The following is an 18,200-nucleotide window of genomic DNA, read 5'->3' as shown; positions in this document are numbered from 1 at the left end:
CGTTACCGGGTCGGGGGCGGTTCGGCGGGGGCACGTAGACTTCACGGTCGTGAGTCTGACCCTCGGTATCGTCGGCCTGCCCAACGTCGGCAAGTCCACCCTGTTCAACGCGCTGACCAACAACGACGTGCTCGCCGCGAACTACCCGTTCGCGACGATCGAGCCCAACGTCGGTGTCGTCCCGCTGCCGGACGAGCGGCTCGGCAAGCTGGCGGATATGTACAGCTCGGAGAAGATCGTGCCCGCGGTAGTGTCCTTTGTGGACATCGCGGGCATCGTGAAGGGCGCGTCCGAGGGTGCCGGGCTGGGCAACAAGTTCCTCGCGAACATCCGCGAGGCCAACGCGATCTGCCAGGTCATCCGCGTGTTCGACGACCCCGACGTGGTGCACGTCGACGGCCGCATCGACCCGTCGAGCGACATCGAGACCATCAACACCGAGCTGATCCTCGCCGACCTGCAGACGCTCGACAAAGCCCTGCCGCGCCTCGAGAAGGAGGCGCGCACCAAGAAGGAAGCGCGCCCGGCACTCGAGAACGCCCAGCGCGCCAAGGAAATCCTCGACGCCGGCCGCACGCTCTTCCAGGCGCAGAAGGAAGTGGACTTCGAGTCGCTGCGCGAGCTGAGCCTGCTCACCACGAAGCCGTTCCTGTACGTCTTCAACGCCGACGAGGCCGTGCTCACCGACTCGGGCCGCCGCGACGAACTGGTGAAGCTCGTCGCCCCCGCCGACGCCGTGTTCCTCGACGCGAAGGTCGAAGCCGAGCTCCTGGAGCTCGACGACGAGGAATCCGTGCGCGAGCTGCTGGAATCCGTGGGCCAGGACGAGCCGGGCCTCAACGCCCTGGCCCGCGCCGGCTTCCACACCCTCGGTCTCCAGACCTACCTCACCGCGGGCCCGAAGGAGTCCCGCGCCTGGACCATCCCCAAGGGCGCCACCGCCCCGCAGGCCGCCGGCGTGATCCACACGGACTTCGAGCGCGGCTTCATCAAGGCGGAAATCGTGTCCTACTCCGACCTGATGGACGCCGGCTCGATGGCGGCCGCGCGGGCGGCGGGGAAGGTGCGGATGGAGGGCAAGGATTACCTGATGGCCGATGGTGATGTGGTGGAGTTCAGGTTCAACGTCTGAGCCCTTTTCCGGGGCCGGGAAGCTATGCTGGCCCGGTGGTCGCTGAGCTGGAAGCCGCCCTCGCCGAGCACCTCGCGACGCCGTTCCCTTCGCCGGCCGTCGTCCGGGGTCGGGACTACGGCTCGGTATGCGCGGTGATGATCGGCGCGGACATCTGCGGCCTGTCATCCCGGGTCGCCGGCGGGGAACTGCTGACGGACGCCCGGTGGAACTACCTCGCGGAGTGCGAGGCTCGGTTGCAGGATTCGCTGATGGAGTTCCCTGAAGCCGGGCGGCCGTATTACGCGCATTTGCTGCGGGTCGCCGAGTTGGCGTTCCAGCGCATGGAGCAGATGGCAGCCCAGCCGAGCCGCTGATCGCCTGGCCGGTTTTCGCTTTCTCGGCGCTCTTCGGCCCCGGACTGGGCATGTGACCGATGCGTTGGAAGCCGCTCTCATGAAGCACCGTGCGTCGCGATTCCCTTCTCCTGCGGTGGTCCGGGGCTGACTCGCGGAGGGCGAGGCGCGGCTGCAGGACTCGCTGCTGGAGTTCCCCGAGGCCGGCCGTACTACGCGCATCTGTTGCGGGTGGCCGAGTCGGCGTTCCAGCGGAGGGAAGAGATGGCGGCCCGGTCGGGTCGATGACCGCTCGGCCGGCAGTTTTGTTTCCGCGCACGGGTTCCCGATCGGTGCCGGCGTGGCGTCCGGCTGAGTATGATCGGGCGCACATCGACACAGGGGGACTCAGGCGATGGCGCGGAAGCGACCGCAGGTGCCAGTGCCGCCGTGGACGCAGCGGGACGAGGTGCTCAGGTACACCTGTCACCTCGCGATGCTCATGGGACAGGGTCACGATCTCGGTCACCTGCAGGAGGTCCTGGCGCCGTTTCCGCCGACGAACGCCCGCGACGAGCGGCTGCTCGCGGCCGGGCCGTTCGTGCTGTCCGACTTCCGTGCGCTGGGCGACGGGAGCTGGAACGTGTCCACGCCGTTCGTCTTCGGGACCGGGGCGCTCGGGGTGGGGCTCGTCGCCGGGTCGCTGGTCGGTGGGGCGGTCGCGAAGTCGCGGGCCCGCAACGCGGCGGCGGCCAACGCGGTGCCGAGGTGGGTGCCGATCGAACAGGGCACGGTGTACCTGAGCGAGTACGGCTTCTACCTGCACACCCCGCGCGTGCTGGCCTGGAACTGGCCGTCGATCACCGGCGCGACGATGGCCGGGCCCGGGCTCGTGCACCTGACCGGGGACAGCCAGAACGGCTCGGTCTCGTGGCTGCTCCAGTCGGACTGGGCGGAGCTGGTGTTCGTGGCGTGGGCGAACGCGGTGCACCCGCGGCACCCGCAGTTCGTGACCGGGCAGTGGTTGCCGCCCGGCTGGGTGGAGCACGCTCGCTACCACCAGCGGCCGCCGGATCCGGTGCCCGGGATGGTGCCTGAGCTGCCGCCCGAGGGGGACGGTTCGCCGCAGATCAGTGGGCCGGAGAGCTGACCGTTCTCGAAGGGGAACGGCGCTGCCATGAGCCCGAGATTCAGAACAAGGTCAGCTGACCTTCGGGTGGATTGGTGCGCGAGATGAGGGCGTCGCAGCGGTGGCAGGTCACGGCGTCGTCCGTGGGGTTCAGGCCGCGGTAGTCCCAGCCGTTCAGGCCGGTGCCGCAGGCGGGGAGCCATTCGTCGGTGACGACGTGGACGGTGCCGGCGGCCGTTTTGCCGTGGACGCGGGTCCAGCTGGGCTGTGCGGCCGGGCGGTGCTTGAAGCGACGCTGGAACGCCGCCAGCGGCTCGCGTCGCCGGGGCGGTGCGAACAACGCCGGTGGGTCGTCCTCCGGGGTCATGGTCACCACGGTCGCAGGTCGTGAAGGTGATCGTCTACCGCCAACCCGGGGGTTGGTGAGCAGGTGCGCTCAGCATTCGCTCTTCGGGACGAGGCCTTGCTCGCAGGCCCACTCCTGTTGGATTTCGCCGGAGGTTTTGCCCCGGCCGGGGCCGCCGGGGTCGAGGTAGCCCTGGTACTCCTTGCAGCTCGGGTTGAACTTGCCCGCGTTGACAGCGCGCTGGCCACACCCGCGGCCGCTGTCCCGGACCCGGGGTTTGGGCGCTGTCGGAGTGGGCCGGGTCGAGGAGCGTCGTGTCGCTGAGGTCGGCGTCGGTGAGGACGTCCGGCTGGGCGGCGACGCTGAGGAAGGCGACGCCGGGGAAACCGAAGGCGTAGCCGTCGGCGAAACGGTGACTGGCACCGAGACAGGCGCCGGCTCAGCCGACGGCGTGCAGGACGCGGCAGCCAAGCCCAGCAAGACTGCCGCGCACACGACCGGCAAACGCTTCATACCCACGAATCGGACGGGTACGCGGCGGCCGTTTCCGGAGGTGAAAAAGAAGGCTCAGCCGAGCAGGCCGAGAACCACCAGAGCGGCCAGGGTGAACGCCGTGGCGAACATCGTGATCCAGGCGCGCTGGGCGGCGGAAAGGGCGGTGGGCGAGTTGTTCATCGCGTGTCCTAGCGGGGGCGTGGGCCGGTGATTCCGCTGGGATAGCGCGCTGATCAAGGGTGGTGTTACGGCTTGTGGTCGAAGTCACGGTGGGCGCGGAAAGTGCGCCACAGGGCGGCGGCGGCGGAGGCCACCATCAGGGTGAACGCGGTGGTGCCGACGATGATCGCTTGAGTCATGGACCCCTCCTCGAAATGGCTTACGAGGAGGGGACGCGTCACCCACAGGGTGGTGCCGAGGACGTCGGGGAGATCACAGAGCGGAGTCGATGGCGGCGGCCAGGGAAAAGTCCTTCGAGGTCAGGCCGCCTTCGGAGTGGGTGGAGAGGGTGAGGGAGACCGTGCGCCAGCGGATGTCGATGTCCGGGTGGTGGTCGGCGGCTTCCGCGAGGTAGCCGACTCGCACGACGAAGGCGATGGCGTCCGGGAAGGACGCCAGCTCCACCTCACGGGTGAGGGAATCCCCGGAACGCTGCCACGAGGGCACGGTGGTGAGAGACGAAGAGATCTCGGACTCGTTGAGTAGTTGCGCCATGTGGCCAATGGTGAACCCGTTTGGGCTACGCTGCACGGTTGCCACGGGAGTCCGGTACGCCGGGCTGAGAGGCGGGCGCACAGCCCGCGACCGTTCGCACCTGATTCCGGATCATGCCGGCGCAGGGAGGGCTGCTCTCCCCGCACGCGGCGCAAGGGAGGGCAGATGATTCCGCGGACCGCACGCACCGTGCTGGGCTTGGCGACCGTCGCAGTGCTGGCGAGTGCGTGCTCACTCTCGAGCGGTGAGGGCGGCGACGCCCAGCAGACCCCGACCGTCACGCTCGTCACGCACGACTCGTTCGCCGCGCCGCAGGACGTGCTCGACGCGTTTCAGCGGCAGTCCGGGATCAAGCTCAAGATCCTCAAGTCCGGTGACGCCGGGGAGCTCACCAACAAGCTGGTGCTCACCAAGGCCAACCCGATCGGTGACGTCGCGTACGGCGTCGACAACACGTTCGCCTCGCGGGCGCTCAACGAAGGCGTGTTCCAGGCCTACACCAGCCCCGAGGCCGACCGCGGGCCGCAGCGCTACTCCGTGGACCCGCAGCACCGGCTCTCGGCGGTGGACGTCGGTGACGTGTGCGTGAACATCGACGCCGGCTACTTCGCGACGCACAACCTGCCCGAGCCCAAGACCTACGACGACCTCGCGGACCCGAAGTACAAGGACCTCACCGTCGCCGAGAGCCCCGCCACGGCCTCGCCCGGGCTGGCGTTCCTGCTGGGCACCGTGAAGAAGTTCGGTGAGCAGGGCTGGCACGACTACTGGAGCAAGCTCAAGGCCAACGGCGTGAAGATCGACAGCGGCTGGGAAGAGGCCTACACCAAGGACTTCTCCGGCTCCTCGGGCAAGGGCCCGCGCCCGATCGTCGTGTCCTACGCGTCCTCGCCCGCCGCCGAGATCGGGGACGACGGCAAGCCGCGCACCAAGGCGCTGCTCGACACGTGTTTCCGCCAGATCGAGTACGCCGGCGTGCTCACCGGCAGCAAGCAGGCGCCGCAGGCACAGAAGGTGGTCGACTTCCTGCTGTCGCAGCAGTTCCAGGCCACGGTGGCGGCCAACATGTACGTGTACCCCGCCCGCGAGGGTGTCGACCTGCCCGCCGGCTGGGCCGCGGCCGCGCCGCTGCCGCAGGACCCCGCCACGCTGCCCGCCGACCAGATCCAGGCCGGCCGCGAGAAGTGGATCGGTGAATGGCGCTCGCTCTTGGGGGCGTGACCCGGGGCCGGACGCTCAGGACCGCCGGCCTGGCACTGCTCGGCCTGCTGCCGGTCGCGTTCCTCGTCGTGTTCTTCGCCTGGCCGGTGGTCGCCATCCTCGGCCGCGGCTTCTCGGCGGGCGGCGTGGACACGGTGCTGGCCGACGCGCAGACGTGGCAGCTCGCCGCGTTCACGCTGGTCAGTGCCGCCGCGTCGACGGTCGTGGCCGTGGTCGCGGGGCTCCCGGTGGCCTACGTGCTCGCGCGCGTGAAGCTGCCGGGCGTCGGGCTCGTGCGCACGCTGGTGCTGGTGCCGTTCGTGCTGCCGACGGTGGTCGTCGGCCTCGCGTTCCGGGCGCTGTGGCCCGACGGCGGGGTGCTGCCGCTGGTGCTGGCCAACGCGTTTTTCAACGTCGCCGTGGTGGCCCGCACCGTCGCGGGCCTCTGGCGCAACCTCGACCCGCGCGCCACGGAAGCCGCGCGGGCGCTGGGGGCCTCGCCGTGGCGGGCGTTCCGCTCGGTGACGCTGCCCTCGCTGGGCCCGGCCGTCGCGTCGGCCGCGGCGGTGGTGTTCCTGTTCTGCGCCACCAGTTTCGGTGTGGTGCTCATCCTCGGCGGCGGCCGCTACCGCACGCTCGAGACCGAGATCTACCTGCGCACGGTCGATCTGCTCGACCTCTCCGGCGCCGCCGCGCTGTCGCTGATCCAGTTCGCCGCCGTGCTCGCCGCCCTCGCGCTGGGCGCGATCGCCCGACGCCGGCGCGAGAACGCCGTGCACCTCAAGCAATCCACCCCGAAACGGCCCAGGCGCGGCGAGTGGTGGACGGTCGCCGCGGCCGCGGTCGTGGTGGCGATGCTGATGACGCCGATCGTCGCGCTGCTGATCGAGTCCGTGTCCACTCCGGACGGCTGGAGCTTCGCCGGCTTCCGCGCGCTGAACACGACCGGCCAGAACGACGCCCTGCAGATCTCCGGCTGGCTCGCCGCGAAGAACTCCCTGGCCGCGGCCACCGACGCGACGTTGCTCGCGATGGCCGTGGGCGTGCTCGCCAGCGTGGTCCTCGTCGCGCTCAGACGCGCGCCCGGCCGCCTCGCGCGCGGCATGGGCGAGACGATGGACGCCGCCCTCATGCTGCCGCTCGGCGTCTCCGCCGTCACGGTCGGCTTCGGCTACCTCGTCACGCTCGACGCCCTGCCCGGCGACCTGCGCACGTCACCCCTGCTCGTGCCGCTTGCGCAGGCGCTGGTGATCATCCCGCTGGTCGTGCGCATGATCCTGCCGGTGCTGCGCGCGGTCGACGTGCGGCTCAGGCAAGCCGCCTCCACGCTCGGCGCGAGCCCGGCCCGGGTGTGGCGCGAGATCGACCTGCCGCTCACCGCGCGCTCGCTCGTCGCGGCCGCGGGCTTCGGTTACGTGGTGGCGCTCGGCGAGTTCGGCGCCACCAGCTTCCTCGCCCGCCCCGACGCGCCGACGCTGCCCGTGGCCGTCGCCACGCTCATCTCGCGCCCCGGCGAGCTCAACAACCAGATGGCGTACGCCGCGTGCGCACTGCTCATGATCGTGACGGTGTTCGCCGTCGCGCTGATCGACCGGTTCGGGTCCGTGCGCGGACACGGCTCGGTGGGGGAGTTCTGACGATGGCGCTCACGGTCCGCGGCCTCACGGTGCACTACGGCTCGTTCGCCGCGGTGCGCGAAGCGCGCCTCGACATCGCCGACGGCGAGGTGCTCGCCCTGCTCGGCCCCTCCGGCTCCGGCAAGTCGACGCTGCTGCGGGCCATCACCGGCCTCGAACCCATGACGTCGGGCGAAGTCTGCTGGGACGGCACCGATCTCGCCACCGTGCCCGTGCACCGGCGCGGCTTCGGGCTGGTGTTCCAGGACGGTCAGCTCTTCCCGCACCGCGACGTCGCCGCGAACATCGCGTTCGGCCTGCGGATGCACGGCGTGCCCAAAGCGCAGCACCGCGCCCGCGTGGAGCGGCTGCTGGACCTGGTGGGGCTCAAGGGTTTCGAACGCCGGCGCGTGACCGAGCTGTCGGGCGGACAGGCCCAGCGCGTGGCGCTGGCCCGCGCGCTCGCGCCCGAACCGCGGCTGCTGCTGCTCGACGAACCGTTGTCGGGCCTCGACGCCGGCCTGCGCGAGCAGCTGGCCATCGACCTCGCGGACCTGTTGCGGCGCAGCAAGATCACCGCGTTGCTCGTGACGCACGACCAGGAAGAGGCGTTCACGCTCGCCGACCGCGTGGCCGTGCTCGACGCCGGTGAGATCCGCCAGGAAGGCGCCGTGCGGTCGGTGTGGCGCAACCCGGCTGACGACGAAGTCGCGAAATTCCTCGGGGCCACGTCGTTCGTCGAAGGCGTGAGCGCCGGCGGGATCGTGCACACGGACCTCGGCGAGGTCGCGCTGCCCGACCTCGCCGACGGTCCGGTGCGGCTCGGGCTGCGACCGCACGCGTTGCGGGCCGACCGAACCGGCGTGAGCGGCGAAGTGACGGCCGCCGTGCACCGGCGGGAGCACCTGCGGCTCGTAGTGAAGCTCGAAAAGTCCACTGTGGACGCTGTCGCGCCCGTGACAGCGGACCTGCGCGCCGGCGATCCCGTCCGGCTCGAACTCGACCCGGACGGGATCGCCGTCGTCGGCTGAGGAACCCCTGGACCTCAGCCGTCGCGCGTGGCGAGCCGCCCGTACGCCAGGGACAGGCCCACCACGATGTAACAAGCCGCCCGCAACGCGCCTTCGGTGAGCATCGAACCGCCGATCGGGTCCTGCAGGATCTCCGTCGGGGCCTCGGCCCAGTTGCGCGTGAGCAGGAACGGGTGCAACCAGTCGAGCGAGGTCAGGAACCCGAGGATCGTGAACACGATGTCCCCGGCCAGCACCGAGGCCACCACGAGCATCGGGTGTTCCGTCCAGCTCGACACGGCGAGCGCGACCGCGCCGACGGCCCACAGCTGCAGCACGATCCAGCCCGCCACGAGCAGGATCCGGCCCAGTGCCGCGCCGAGCGAGAGCGTGGTGCCCGACAGCGTGAACAGCGAGCCGGTGCCGTTGATGATCAGCCCGGTCACCACGCCCGTGATGCACATCGCCAGCACCGCGACCACGCACACGACCGCCACGCCGATGGCCTTCACCACCAGCAGCCGGCCGCGGCTGACCGGGGCGACGAGCCACGCGCGCAACGTGCCGTGGGCGGCTTCGCCCGCGAGCGCGTCGGCGCCGGCCATGGCCGAGGCCAGCGGCAGCAGCAGGGCGAGCGTCATCACCAGCGCGGCGATGGGCAGCACCAGGGCGTTGTTCACGGCCGACGCGAGCAGGGCCGCGTCGCCGTCGGCCGGGCCGCCGTCGGGGCCGCTGTCGCCCACGAGCGTGAGGCCGATGCCGATCACGATCGGCACCACGGCCAGCAGCCCGAGCACGGCCAGCGTGCGCGGGCGCCGGAAGATCCAGCGCAGCTCGGCCGCCACGAGCCGCGGCAGCGGCACCGTGTCGTGGCCCGTGCGGCTCACCGGAGCCGCGAGCGTCGCGGTGGTCATGCTTCCCCCTCGGTCTGGGCCGCCGGAGCGCCGTCCGCGCCCTCGGTGAGCCGGGCGAACAGGTCCTCCAGCCCGGTCCGCGCGCGAGTCGCCTCGTGCACCTCGACCCCGGCGCCCACGAGCACCTGCAGCACGCGCGGTGCGGGCGTGGCGGTGAGATCCGCGCGCACGCCGTCGGGTGTGAGGCGGGCCCCGATCCGGTTCTCCCGCAGCACTTCCACCGCGTGCTCCGCGTCGGGCGTGCGCACGAGCAGCGCCGCGTTGCCGGATTCCAGCAGCTCGGCCAGCTCGCCCTGCGCCACGACCGTGCCCGCCTGCAGCACGGCGACGTGCGTGCACGTGGCCTCCACCTCGGCGAGCAGGTGCGACGACACGACCACGGTGCAGCCCTCGGCGTGCAGGTCGGCGATGATCCGGCGGATCTCGCGCGTGCCGGCGGGGTCGAGGCCGTTGGTCGGCTCGTCGAGGATCACCATCCTGCGCGGCACGAGCAGCGCCGCGGCCAGCCCCAGCCGTTGCTTCATGCCGAGCGAATAACCCTTGTACCGGCGGCGCGCGGCCACGGTGAGCCCCACGCGTTCGATCGCTCCGTCCACGGCGGCCGGGATCGCCCCGGACGCCAGCCGCGGTTCGGCGGCGGCGAAGCGCAGCAGGTTGTCACGCCCGGAGAGGAACGGGTGGAAGCCCGGCCCCTCCACGAGCGCGCCGACGTCGGGCAGCGCGTGCGCCGCGCCCTCCGGCATCGGCCGGCCGAGCAGCTCGACCTCGCCCTCGGTCGGGCGCACGAGGCCCAGCAGCATGCGGATCGTGGTCGTCTTGCCCGAACCGTTGGGCCCGAGCATCCCGAGCACCGCGCCTTCGGGCACGTCGAGGTCCACGTGGTCCACCGCGACCGTGCCGCGGTAGACCTTGCGCAGCCCGCGGGTGCGCGCGGCGAGCGGGACCGCCGGGGCGGGCACCTCCTGCGAGATGCCCGCCCCGGTCACGACCACGTCGGTCTCGGTCACTTCTGGCCCAGCGCTTCGTAGAGGACCTGCTCCGGCACCGCACCGGCGGCGAAGCGGCCGTCGTCGGTCAGCACCGCGCCGCCCACCTTGGTGGTGAACAGGTAGCCGCTGCCCCACGTGCCGTTCACGCGCTTGGCGAAGCGGCTCAGGAGCTGCTGCGGGTTGGCGCCCCGGCCCTCGTTACCGGACGCACCGGCCGGCTTCTTGCCCGAAAGCGCGTCGGCCGGCACCGTCCCCGTGATCACGGTGTCCCAGCCGTCGCCGACGAGCTTCACGTCCTGCTTGGCCTCGTCGGCCATCGCCTTCGTCTGGTCGTCGACCTTCGCGGTCTTCTCGGTCACCTTGGCGCCCTGCGGCGGCGTGAACGCGAACAGGTCGGCCGACTGCGGCGCGAACTTCACGTCGTCGAAGGCCACCTGCAGCGCCGGCGCCGTGGTTCCGTTGCTCAGCACCGAAAGGCGCAGCGGCATGCGGGTCTGCGAGTCCACGGCCACGCGGATCTCACGCAGCAGCGTGCGTTCGGTCGGCTTCGGCGTGAAGACCAGCTCGTAGGCCGGGCGGTCGGCGACGTTCGCCGTGCCGTCCACGGAGACCGTGCTGTTCTCGCGCACCTTCGCGAGCAGTTCCTTCGTCGCCGTGGCCGGGTCGGCCATCTCGCCGGCGCCGAGGTCGTGCTTCGTGGCGACGTCGGCCGGGATGGTCGTCTTCGTCGCCGAGTTGTCGGCGGAGTGGTAGTCCCACACGGTGGTGCCGTCGCGGACGATCGTCTCCTGCGAAGCCCCGTTGGTCAGCGAGATCTTGGCCTTGCCGGTGCCGTCGCTGAACACGTGCGCGGAGTCGACGTTCAGCGCGCTCATCCCCGGGATCGCGCCACCCACGGCCGGCAGGCCGAGGTCGTTGCTCACGCTCACGGACCCGTCGAACGGGCCGGGGTTCGCCGTCATCACCGACTGCACGAGGTCCTCGGCGCTGATCGCCGGCAGCTTCGGCGCGTCGCCGGCCGAAGCCGGCATCGCGACCACCACGAGCCCCCCGACGCCGAGCGCGGTGCCGACGACGGCCGCGGTGATGGCCTTCTTCTTCGCATCCATGTCGTCTCTCCCTGTGTTTCCGAGCCCCAGTGTGCTCGGCTCCCGGCACCGACGCTTCCCCCTCGACGCTGAGATACCCCTGAATGCTGGGCCTCCGACGCTGAGATCGCGCTGAGAGCTCGCGCGCCACCTGCGTAAACCGGCCATGATGAGAATCGTGAAACCTCGGGTGCTGGTGGTCGACGACGAGCCGGGCGTGCTCAAGGCGCTGCAACGCGGCCTGCGCGCGGAGGACATGGACGTGGTCACGGCGGCCGACGGGCCGTCCGGATTGCGGCTCGCGCGCACCGGTGCGTTCGACGTGGTGCTGCTCGACATCATGCTGCCCGGGCTCTCGGGTTACCGCGTGCTGCAACAGCTGCGGGCCGAGAACGTGACCACGCCGGTACTGCTCGTGTCCGCCAAGGACGGCGAGATCGACCAGGCCGACGGCCTCGACCTGGGCGCCGACGGTTACCTCGTGAAGCCGTTTTCCTTCGTCGTGCTGGTCGCGCAGGTGCGCGCGGTGCTGCGCCGCGCCGGGCCCGATGCGTCCCGGGGCACGCTGCGCCTCGGCGCGCTCGAGGTGGACCGCGCGCTGCGGCAGGTGCGCTGGGACGGCACCGAGGTGCCGTTGTCGCCGCGCGAGTTCGGGCTGCTGGAGGTGCTCGTGGGCCGCGCGGGCACGGTGGTCACGAAGGACGAGCTGCTGCGCGCGGTGTGGGGCGAGGAGCAGGCCGTGACGCGCAACCTCGTGGAGGTCTACGTGGGTTACGTGCGGCGCAAGCTCGACGCGGTCGGCGCCGGCGCGCTGCTGCGCACCGTGCGCGGCCACGGTTACCTCGCGTCCGACGCGCAGCTGGACGAGGTCATGTGATCGGCTCGCCGTCCTGGTGGCGGGGCCGGTCGCTGCAGGTCCGGATCACGGTGCTGGCCACCACGATCACGCTCGCCTGCCTGCTCGGCCTGGCCACGGTGGCCGCCAACCAGCTCGAACCGCTGCTCGTCGAGTCCGTGGACCACGAGCTCACGGCGGCGCTCGGGCCCGCGTCGGCGTCCGTCGCGGCCGGGGGACCGCTGCGCGCAGCCGACCCGGTTTCCGTGCGGGTGCTCGACATCTCGGGCGCGCCGGTCGACGGCCAGCCGCGACCGCCGCTCGGCGCCGACGCGATCGCGCAGCTCAAGGCGGGCGTGGCCGTGCAGACCGACGGCGACCGCTGGCGGGGGCAGGTCGTGAGCGCGCCCGACGGCAGCCAGCGGCTCGTGGTCGCCGGCGCCGAGCTCGTCGGCTTCGCCGCGGCGGTGCACGCCGGCGGCCTGTGGCTGGTGGTCGTCGCGCTGGTCGGTGCGGTGGTGGCCGGCCTGGCGACGTGGCTGGTGGTGCGGCTGGCGCTGCGGCCGGTGGCGCGGATGCGGGGTCTGGTGCGCTCGCTGCCGCCCCGCTCACGGCTGCCGCTGCCGTCTTCGCACGACGAGCTGCGTGCGCTGGCCGAGGAGTTCAACGCGCTGCTCGCCCGCCAGGAAGAGGTGAGCAGCCGCCTTCGCCGCTTCACCGGCGACGCGGCCCACGAGCTGCGCTCGCCCGTCGCGTCGATCCGCGTGCAGGCCGAGGTCGCCGTGACGAACCCGGACCCGGAGCTGGCGCAGGAGACGCTCACCGACATCCTCACCGAGGCCGAACGCCTGTCCGCCCTGCTCGACGGCCTGCTGTCACTCGCCCGTTCCGACGCCGGCGAGGTGCCGCCGGCCGAACCGGTGGACCTGGTCACGGAGGTGCGCGCGGCCGTGCACCGGCTGCCGGCCGGCGCGCCCGACACCCGGGTGAGCGCAGCCGTCGCGCAGGCGTGGGGGCTCGCCACGCACTCGGAGGTGGAGCTGGTGCTCGACAACCTCCTGCGCAACGCGTGCCGCTACGCCACCGGCCAGATCGTGGTGTCCGTGCTCGCCTCGCGCTCCGACGTGCGCGTGGTGGTGGACGACGACGGGCCCGGCATCGCGCCGGAGCACCGCGCCAAGGTGTTCGACCGCTTCTACCGCGTGGCCGACGACCGGGCGCGCGCGTCGGGCGGAACGGGCCTGGGCCTGGCGATGGTCGCCGAAGCCGTGCGCCGCCGAGGCGGCCGTGTGCGGGTGGGGGAGTCGCCGGACGGCGGGGCGCGCTTCGAGGTCACCTGGCGCGCGGATCGGGCCGGGGCGCCGGGGTGAACGCCGTGCGGGAGACTGGGTGCATGGACGGGGTCATCGTCGGAGCGGCGCTGGTGCGCGACGGGAAGTTGCTCACCCAGCAGCGGGCGTGGCCGCCGCACCACGCGGGACAGTGGGAGCTGCCGGGCGGGCGCGTCGAAGAGGGCGAGACCGACTCGTACGCGCTGGCCCGCGAATGCCAGGAGGAGCTCGACGTCGCGGTGACGGTGGGCGGGCGCGTGGGCACCGAGGTGCCGCTGCCGGGCGGGAAGGTGCTGCGCGTGTACTCCGCGGCGCTGATCTCCCCGGGCGACGAACCGCGCGCGGTCGAGCACACCGCCCTGCGCTGGGTGGGGCCCGACGAGCTCGACGACGTGGACTGGCTGCCGGCGGACCGCGGCCTGATCCCGGACCTGCGGGCCCTGCTGCTCGACTGACGCCGGGCACGGGTTTTCCTGGCCCCGCAAGGAAAACCCGCACCCGCCGCTCGTCGGCCGGCGCTGCTGTGCCGGCGGCGCTTTCAGCCGGCCGCTTTCAGCCGGCCGCTTTCATCCGGCACCGATCAGCCGCAGCGCCGACGACAGCCGGTGCTCACCACGCTCGGCCGCCCGCACCGCGCCGGCCTTGCGCACGCGTTCCAGCTCCGCCGTGTCGGCCAGCAGCTCCATCGTGCGCTCGCGGACCGGGCGCAGTTCCTCGATCACGGCGTCGGCGACCGCGTCCTTCAGCACGCCGTAGGACGGGTACTCCTCGGCCAGCTCCGCCGGGTCGCCGCCGGTGCAGGCGGAGAGGATGTCGAGCAGGTTGGCGATGCCGGGTCGCGTCTCGGGGGCGTACGCGGGCACGGACCCGCCGTCGGTGCGCGCCTTGCGGATCTTGCGGCGCACCTGGTCGGCGTCGTCGAGCACGAACACCACGCCGGCCGAGTCGTGGGCCGACTTGGACATCTTGCGTGTCGGCTCGGCCAGGTCCCGCACCCGCGCGCCGGCGGGCGGCAGCGTGGCCTCCGGCACGGTGAAGACCTCGCCGTAGGTGGTGTTGAAGCGGCGCGCGAGCACGCGCGTGAGCTCCACGTGCTGACGCTGGTCCTCACCGACCGGCACCTTCGACGCGCCCTGCAGCAGGATGTCGGCCGCCATCAGCACGGGGTAGGTGAGCAGGCTCAGCCGCACGCCGGCCTGGCCCTTGGACTTCTCCTTGAACTGGATCATCCGCGCGGCCTCGCCGTAGGTGCAGGTGGACTCGAGGATCCAGGTGAGCGCGCCGAGCTCCTTCGCGATGTCCGACTGCACGAACACCCGCTCCGGCGCGATGCCGGTGGCCACGAGCACGGCGAGCTGCTCGGTGGCCAGCGCCCGCAGCTTCGCGGGGTTGTGGGCCGTGGTCATGGCGTGCAGGTCGGACACGAAGTACAGGTCGTCGGGGCGCCCCTCGGCCGCCCAGCGCCGCAGGGCGCCGAGGTGGTTGCCGAGCTGGACGTGGCCCGACGGGGTGATGCCGGATATCTGGACCACTGCGGTTCCTCTCCTGGGTGTGCCCCGGGAGTCAGCCCGCCTGCGAAATGCGAGAAGGCCGCCCACCGGGGCGGCCTTCGCTGGTTTCAGCGCAGAGCTACGGGGCCGCCGGAGGGCGGCCACCACTGGGAGCTGTGCGCGAACATGTCGGACACTTTAGAACACTTGCGGGTGCCGCGGGGCGGAACCGGGTTTACGGTCGAGACATGTTTGTCGTCTTGCTCACCTACACCGCGCCCATCGAGGAGATCGACCTGGCGCTGCCCGACCACGCCGAGTGGCTCGCCACGCAGTACGACCACGGGCACTTCCTCGCGTCGGGCCGGCAGAACCCGCGCACGGGCGGTGTGATCATCACGCGGCCGATGGTGCGCGGAAAGCTCGACGCGATCCTGGCCACCGACCCGTTCGCGATCCAGCACCTCGCGCAGTACCAGGTGATCGAGTTCTCGCCGACGAAGACGGCGCCCGAGCTGAGGCTGGTCAACGAGGCCGTGGCGCACTGAGCGCCACCGCCGTCGGACCGGGGCGGGCGGGCCGGAAACGGCCGGTGAAACTCCGCGGAACTGTTGCCGCCGGCGGTGGAACAGCACGTGTCCAGCAGTGGGTTCGGGCCCCTTTCGCCGGTCGTCCGCGGCCGGCTCTGAACCGCCTGTGACCAGCAGGTCCTCGCGGGCGCCGGCCCCGAACGTGAGAACGATCACGTCCCACAGTCTCGTGGCTTCGAGGGCCGGGCGTGGCGCCATCCCTGGTGATCGGGTCTGCTCTCATCGAGCGGCCGGTGCGCAATCCGGTCCTCGTCCGGATGACGCGGATGAACCGCTCGGCGTGATCTTCGGTGAAATGCGTGACCGCCGGCCGGGCTCCATTTTCATCCGCCCGCGGACGGTCACCAGCGTCAGGGATCAACCGGCGGGCAATGGTTTTCGATCACGCCGTTCTGTGCGCCACTGCGGCAGCGGTCCGTGCCGATTCCACGATTACGTAGCCGGCGCCCGCGTGAACCTCAGACTGTCGACGAACCGGTTCGCGCACCGGCGGATCCGCGCCGTGCGCTGGATCTGCAGCTCCGCACGCAGGTCTCCGGCAAGATCGTGACGACACCCGGAACTGCCGGACCGAATGCGCTCAAGCCGCTTTCGCGAGGTCGGTTTTCGCCTTCTTCAAAGCGAGTACCGGGCACTTCTTGCACCGGGAGGACGACCGGCAGCACTTCTTCTTCACCTTGCCGGCCTTCATCAGCTTGCGGACGACCCCGGCGGGGGTGTCCGGCTGCTTCTTGTCCTTTTTGCCCACGCTGGGCTCCCACATCGTCGGCGGCACTTCCTGAGTGTTCAGGTTAGGTGAGCCTAACCGATCATGGGGCGTGGCGGTCCTCACACTTCGGCAACAGGTATCCTTATGAAGTCCGCGTGTGGCCAAAGCCGGTCACGATGCCGGTTGAGGTGGCGAAGCCGTTCTGGTGGAGGCCATCGATCCGCCCGCGACGCGGCCACCCACCCGCCTTTGAAGTTCAGGAGTCTTCGCGTGCCCGCAGCCAGCGCCACCGCAGTCGAATCCGGCCGTGCGTCCGGCAAGACGCGGCCCGACCTGCGCAACGTCGCCATCGTCGCACACGTCGACCACGGGAAGACCACCCTGGTCGACGCCATGCTCCGGCAGTCCGGCGCCTTCGCCGAACGCGCCGAGCTCGTCGACCGCGTGATGGACTCCGGTGAGCTCGAGCGGGAAAAGGGCATCACCATTCTCGCGAAGAACACCTCCATCCACCGCCAGACGCCCGAGGGCCAGGTCACGATCAACGTGATCGACACCCCCGGCCACGCCGACTTCGGCGGTGAGGTCGAGCGCGGCCTGGCCATGGTCGACGGCGTGGTGCTGCTCGTCGACGCGAGCGAGGGCCCGCTGCCGCAGACCCGCTTCGTGCTGCGCAAGACCCTCGAGGCCGGCCTGCCGGTGATCCTGCTGGTCAACAAGACCGACCGCCCGGACGCCCGGATCGCCGAGGTCGTCGAGGAGACCCACGACCTGCTGCTCGAGCTGGCCAGCGACATCGAGAACGCCGACCACGACGCGATCCTCGACCTGCCCGTGGTCTACGCCTCGGCGCGCGCCGGCAAGGCGAGCCTGGAGCAGCCGGCCGACGGCGAGATCCCCGACAGCGAGAACCTCGACCCGCTGTTCGACACGCTGCTGCGCCACGTGCCGCCGCCCGCGGCCGACCTCGACGCGCCGCTGCAGGCCCTGGTCACCAACCTCGACGCGTCCAACTTCCTCGGCCGCATCGCGCTGATCCGCATCCACGCCGGCAAGCTGCGCAAGGGCCAGACCGTGGCCTGGATGCGCGAAGACGGCACCACGCAGAACGTGCGCATCTCCGAGCTGCTCGTGACCGAGGCGCTGACCCGCGTGCCCGCCCTCGAGGCGAGCGCCGGTGAGCTGGTGGCCATCGCCGGCATCCCGGACATCACCATCGGCGACACGCTGGCCGACTCCGACAACCCGGTGGCGCTGCCCCGGATCACCGTCGACGAGCCCGCGATCTCCATGACCATCGGCGTGAACACCTCGCCGCTGGCGGGGCGCAACGGCGGCGACAAGGTCACGGCGCGCCTGGTGAAGGCCCGCCTCGACCAGGAGCTGATCGGTAACGTCTCGATCCGCGTGCTGCCGACCGAGCGCCCCGACACCTGGGAGGTCCAGGGTCGCGGCGAGCTGGCGCTGGCGATCCTCGTGGAGCAGATGCGGCGTGAGGGCTTCGAGCTCACCGTCGGCAAGCCGCAGGTGGTGCTGCGCACCATCGACGGCAAGCTGCACGAGCCGTTCGAGCGCCTGTACATCGACTCGCCCGAGGAACACCTCGGTGCGATCACGCAGCTGCTCGCGGCGCGCAAGGGCCGCATGGAAGACATGAGCGGCAACGGCTCCGGCCGGATCAAGCTCGAGTACGTGCTCCCGTCGCGCGGCCTCATCAGCTTCCGCACCGACTTCCTCACCGAGACCCGCGGCACCGGCATCGCGAACCACGTGTTCGAGGGCTACTTCCCGTGGGCCGGCGAGATCCGCACCCGCCACAGCGGCTCCTTGGTCGCCGACCGCACCGGCCCGGTCACCGCGTACGCGATGATCCAGCTGGCCGACCGCGGCACCTTCTTCGTGGAGCCGGGCGCCGAGGTGTACGAGGGCATGGTCGTGGGCGAGAACCCGCGCTTCGAGGACCTCGACATCAACATCACCAAGGAGAAGAAGCTGACCAACATGCGTCAGTCCTCCGCCGACGTGATGGAGACGCTGGCCCGCCCGCGCAAGATGGGCCTGGAAGAGGCCCTGGAGTTCTGCTCGGTCGACGAGTGCGTCGAGGTCGCCCCGGAGGTCGTCCGCGTCCGCAAGGTGACGCTGGACATCAACACCCGCGCGAAGGAGCGCTCGCGCGCCAAGAGCCGCGATAATAGCTGACGGTTCTTCTCGAAGGGCGCTTCTCCCCTCTGACGGGGTGGGGCGCCCTTCGCCGTGTCCGGTCCCGAACGCCCCCAATGTGGCGTTCGGTGCGTTGAG

General features: G+C 71.3%; 18 protein-coding genes and 1 riboswitch. Of the genes, 11 read left to right on the top strand and 7 right to left on the bottom strand.

Annotated features, from left to right (window positions below):
* The first annotated feature begins 49 nt into the window (after positions 1–49).
* From ychF to VSH64_RS29580, 3 genes are all read left to right on the top strand, one after another.
* Positions 50–1,132: a redox-regulated ATPase YchF gene (gene ychF, locus VSH64_RS29590; RefSeq protein WP_326566012.1), complete on the top strand. Its 1,083-nt coding sequence runs from the start codon at positions 50–52 to the stop codon at positions 1,130–1,132.
* Between the two features lie 35 nt (positions 1,133–1,167).
* Positions 1,168–1,488, top strand: a complete 321-nt coding sequence (locus VSH64_RS29585; RefSeq protein ID WP_326566011.1) for a hypothetical protein — start codon at positions 1,168–1,170, stop codon at positions 1,486–1,488.
* Positions 1,489–1,861: 373 nt separating this feature from the next.
* The gene (locus VSH64_RS29580) at positions 1,862–2,596 is read left to right on the top strand and encodes a hypothetical protein (protein WP_326566010.1); all 735 of its coding nucleotides are present in this window, start codon (positions 1,862–1,864) and stop codon (positions 2,594–2,596) included.
* A gap of 40 nt (positions 2,597–2,636) precedes the next feature.
* Here VSH64_RS29580 and VSH64_RS29575 read toward each other — a convergent pair whose 3' ends face one another.
* Positions 2,637–2,942, bottom strand: a complete 306-nt coding sequence (locus VSH64_RS29575) for a hypothetical protein (protein ID WP_326566009.1) — start codon at positions 2,940–2,942, stop codon at positions 2,637–2,639.
* A gap of 906 nt (positions 2,943–3,848) precedes the next feature.
* Complete coding sequence (locus VSH64_RS29570) at positions 3,849–4,130, bottom strand: 4a-hydroxytetrahydrobiopterin dehydratase (RefSeq protein ID WP_326566008.1); 282 nt, start codon at positions 4,128–4,130, stop codon at positions 3,849–3,851.
* Positions 4,131–4,163: 33 nt separating this feature from the next.
* Positions 4,164–4,276, top strand: a riboswitch (TPP riboswitch).
* 19 nt (positions 4,277–4,295) lie between these two features.
* Between VSH64_RS29570 and VSH64_RS29565 the strand changes: the two genes are divergently transcribed.
* Genes VSH64_RS29565 through VSH64_RS29555 form a run of 3 tightly spaced genes read left to right on the top strand, consistent with a single transcriptional unit; the run spans position 4,296 to position 7,977 of the window.
* Positions 4,296–5,351 carry a thiamine ABC transporter substrate-binding protein gene (locus VSH64_RS29565; protein ID WP_326566007.1) on the top strand — a complete coding sequence of 352 codons (1,056 nt, stop codon included), beginning with the start codon at positions 4,296–4,298 and terminating at the stop codon, positions 5,349–5,351.
* A complete protein-coding gene (locus VSH64_RS29560; protein ID WP_326566006.1) occupies positions 5,327–6,967 on the top strand; it encodes an ABC transporter permease in 1,641 nt (546 codons plus the stop codon). The genes VSH64_RS29565 and VSH64_RS29560 overlap by 25 nt, the downstream gene beginning before the upstream one ends.
* 2 nt (positions 6,968–6,969) lie before the next feature.
* On the top strand, positions 6,970–7,977 hold the full coding sequence (locus tag VSH64_RS29555; protein WP_326566005.1) for an ABC transporter ATP-binding protein: 1,008 nt from the start codon (positions 6,970–6,972) through the stop codon (positions 7,975–7,977).
* A gap of 14 nt (positions 7,978–7,991) precedes the next feature.
* On the opposite strand, the gene VSH64_RS29550 is transcribed toward VSH64_RS29555, so the two are convergent.
* From VSH64_RS29550 to VSH64_RS29540, 3 genes are read right to left on the bottom strand one after another with little or no spacing between them, the layout of a single operon-like run.
* On the bottom strand, positions 7,992–8,870 hold the full coding sequence (locus VSH64_RS29550; protein WP_326566004.1) for an ABC transporter permease: 879 nt from the start codon (positions 8,868–8,870) through the stop codon (positions 7,992–7,994).
* A complete protein-coding gene (locus VSH64_RS29545) occupies positions 8,867–9,877 on the bottom strand; it encodes an ABC transporter ATP-binding protein (protein ID WP_326566003.1) in 1,011 nt (336 codons plus the stop codon). Before VSH64_RS29545 ends, VSH64_RS29550 begins: the two co-directional genes overlap by 4 nt.
* Complete coding sequence (locus tag VSH64_RS29540) at positions 9,874–10,968, bottom strand: LolA family protein (protein WP_326566002.1); 1,095 nt, start codon at positions 10,966–10,968, stop codon at positions 9,874–9,876. The genes VSH64_RS29545 and VSH64_RS29540 overlap by 4 nt, the downstream gene beginning before the upstream one ends.
* Positions 10,969–11,113: 145 nt before the next feature.
* Between VSH64_RS29540 and VSH64_RS29535 the strand changes: the two genes are divergently transcribed.
* From VSH64_RS29535 to VSH64_RS29525, 3 genes are read left to right on the top strand one after another with little or no spacing between them, the layout of a single operon-like run.
* Positions 11,114–11,824, top strand: coding sequence for a response regulator transcription factor (locus VSH64_RS29535; protein WP_326566001.1), 711 nt, complete (start codon positions 11,114–11,116; stop codon positions 11,822–11,824).
* Positions 11,821–13,152, top strand: a complete 1,332-nt coding sequence (locus VSH64_RS29530) for a sensor histidine kinase (protein WP_326566000.1) — start codon at positions 11,821–11,823, stop codon at positions 13,150–13,152. Before VSH64_RS29535 ends, VSH64_RS29530 begins: the two co-directional genes overlap by 4 nt.
* A 23-nt stretch (positions 13,153–13,175) precedes the next feature.
* The gene (locus VSH64_RS29525; protein ID WP_326565999.1) at positions 13,176–13,568 is read left to right on the top strand and encodes a (deoxy)nucleoside triphosphate pyrophosphohydrolase; all 393 of its coding nucleotides are present in this window, start codon (positions 13,176–13,178) and stop codon (positions 13,566–13,568) included.
* Between the two features lie 111 nt (positions 13,569–13,679).
* Here the strand turns inward: VSH64_RS29525 and trpS are convergent, their stop codons facing one another.
* A complete protein-coding gene (gene trpS / locus VSH64_RS29520; RefSeq protein WP_326565998.1) occupies positions 13,680–14,645 on the bottom strand; it encodes a tryptophan--tRNA ligase in 966 nt (321 codons plus the stop codon).
* Positions 14,646–14,851: 206 nt separating this feature from the next.
* On the opposite strand from trpS, the gene VSH64_RS29515 reads away from it, so the two are divergent.
* Positions 14,852–15,151: a YciI family protein gene (locus tag VSH64_RS29515; protein WP_326565997.1), complete on the top strand. Its 300-nt coding sequence runs from the start codon at positions 14,852–14,854 to the stop codon at positions 15,149–15,151.
* Between the two features lie 622 nt (positions 15,152–15,773).
* Here the strand turns inward: VSH64_RS29515 and VSH64_RS29510 are convergent.
* Positions 15,774–15,956 (bottom strand): hypothetical protein, encoded by a 183-nt coding sequence (locus tag VSH64_RS29510; protein ID WP_326838056.1) that lies wholly within the window; start codon positions 15,954–15,956, stop codon positions 15,774–15,776.
* Positions 15,957–16,172: 216 nt separating this feature from the next.
* On the opposite strand from VSH64_RS29510, the gene typA reads away from it, so the two are divergent.
* On the top strand, positions 16,173–18,101 hold the full coding sequence (gene typA / locus VSH64_RS29505) for a translational GTPase TypA (protein ID WP_326565996.1): 1,929 nt from the start codon (positions 16,173–16,175) through the stop codon (positions 18,099–18,101).
* The last annotated feature ends 99 nt before the right edge of the window (positions 18,102–18,200 follow it).

Origin of the sequence: Amycolatopsis rhabdoformis (assembly GCF_035918295.1) — a bacterium.
Taxonomy (GTDB): domain Bacteria; phylum Actinomycetota; class Actinomycetes; order Mycobacteriales; family Pseudonocardiaceae; genus Amycolatopsis; species Amycolatopsis rhabdoformis.
Note: the sequence above shows the minus strand (reverse complement) of the source record. Positions and strands in the feature narration are given on the sequence as shown.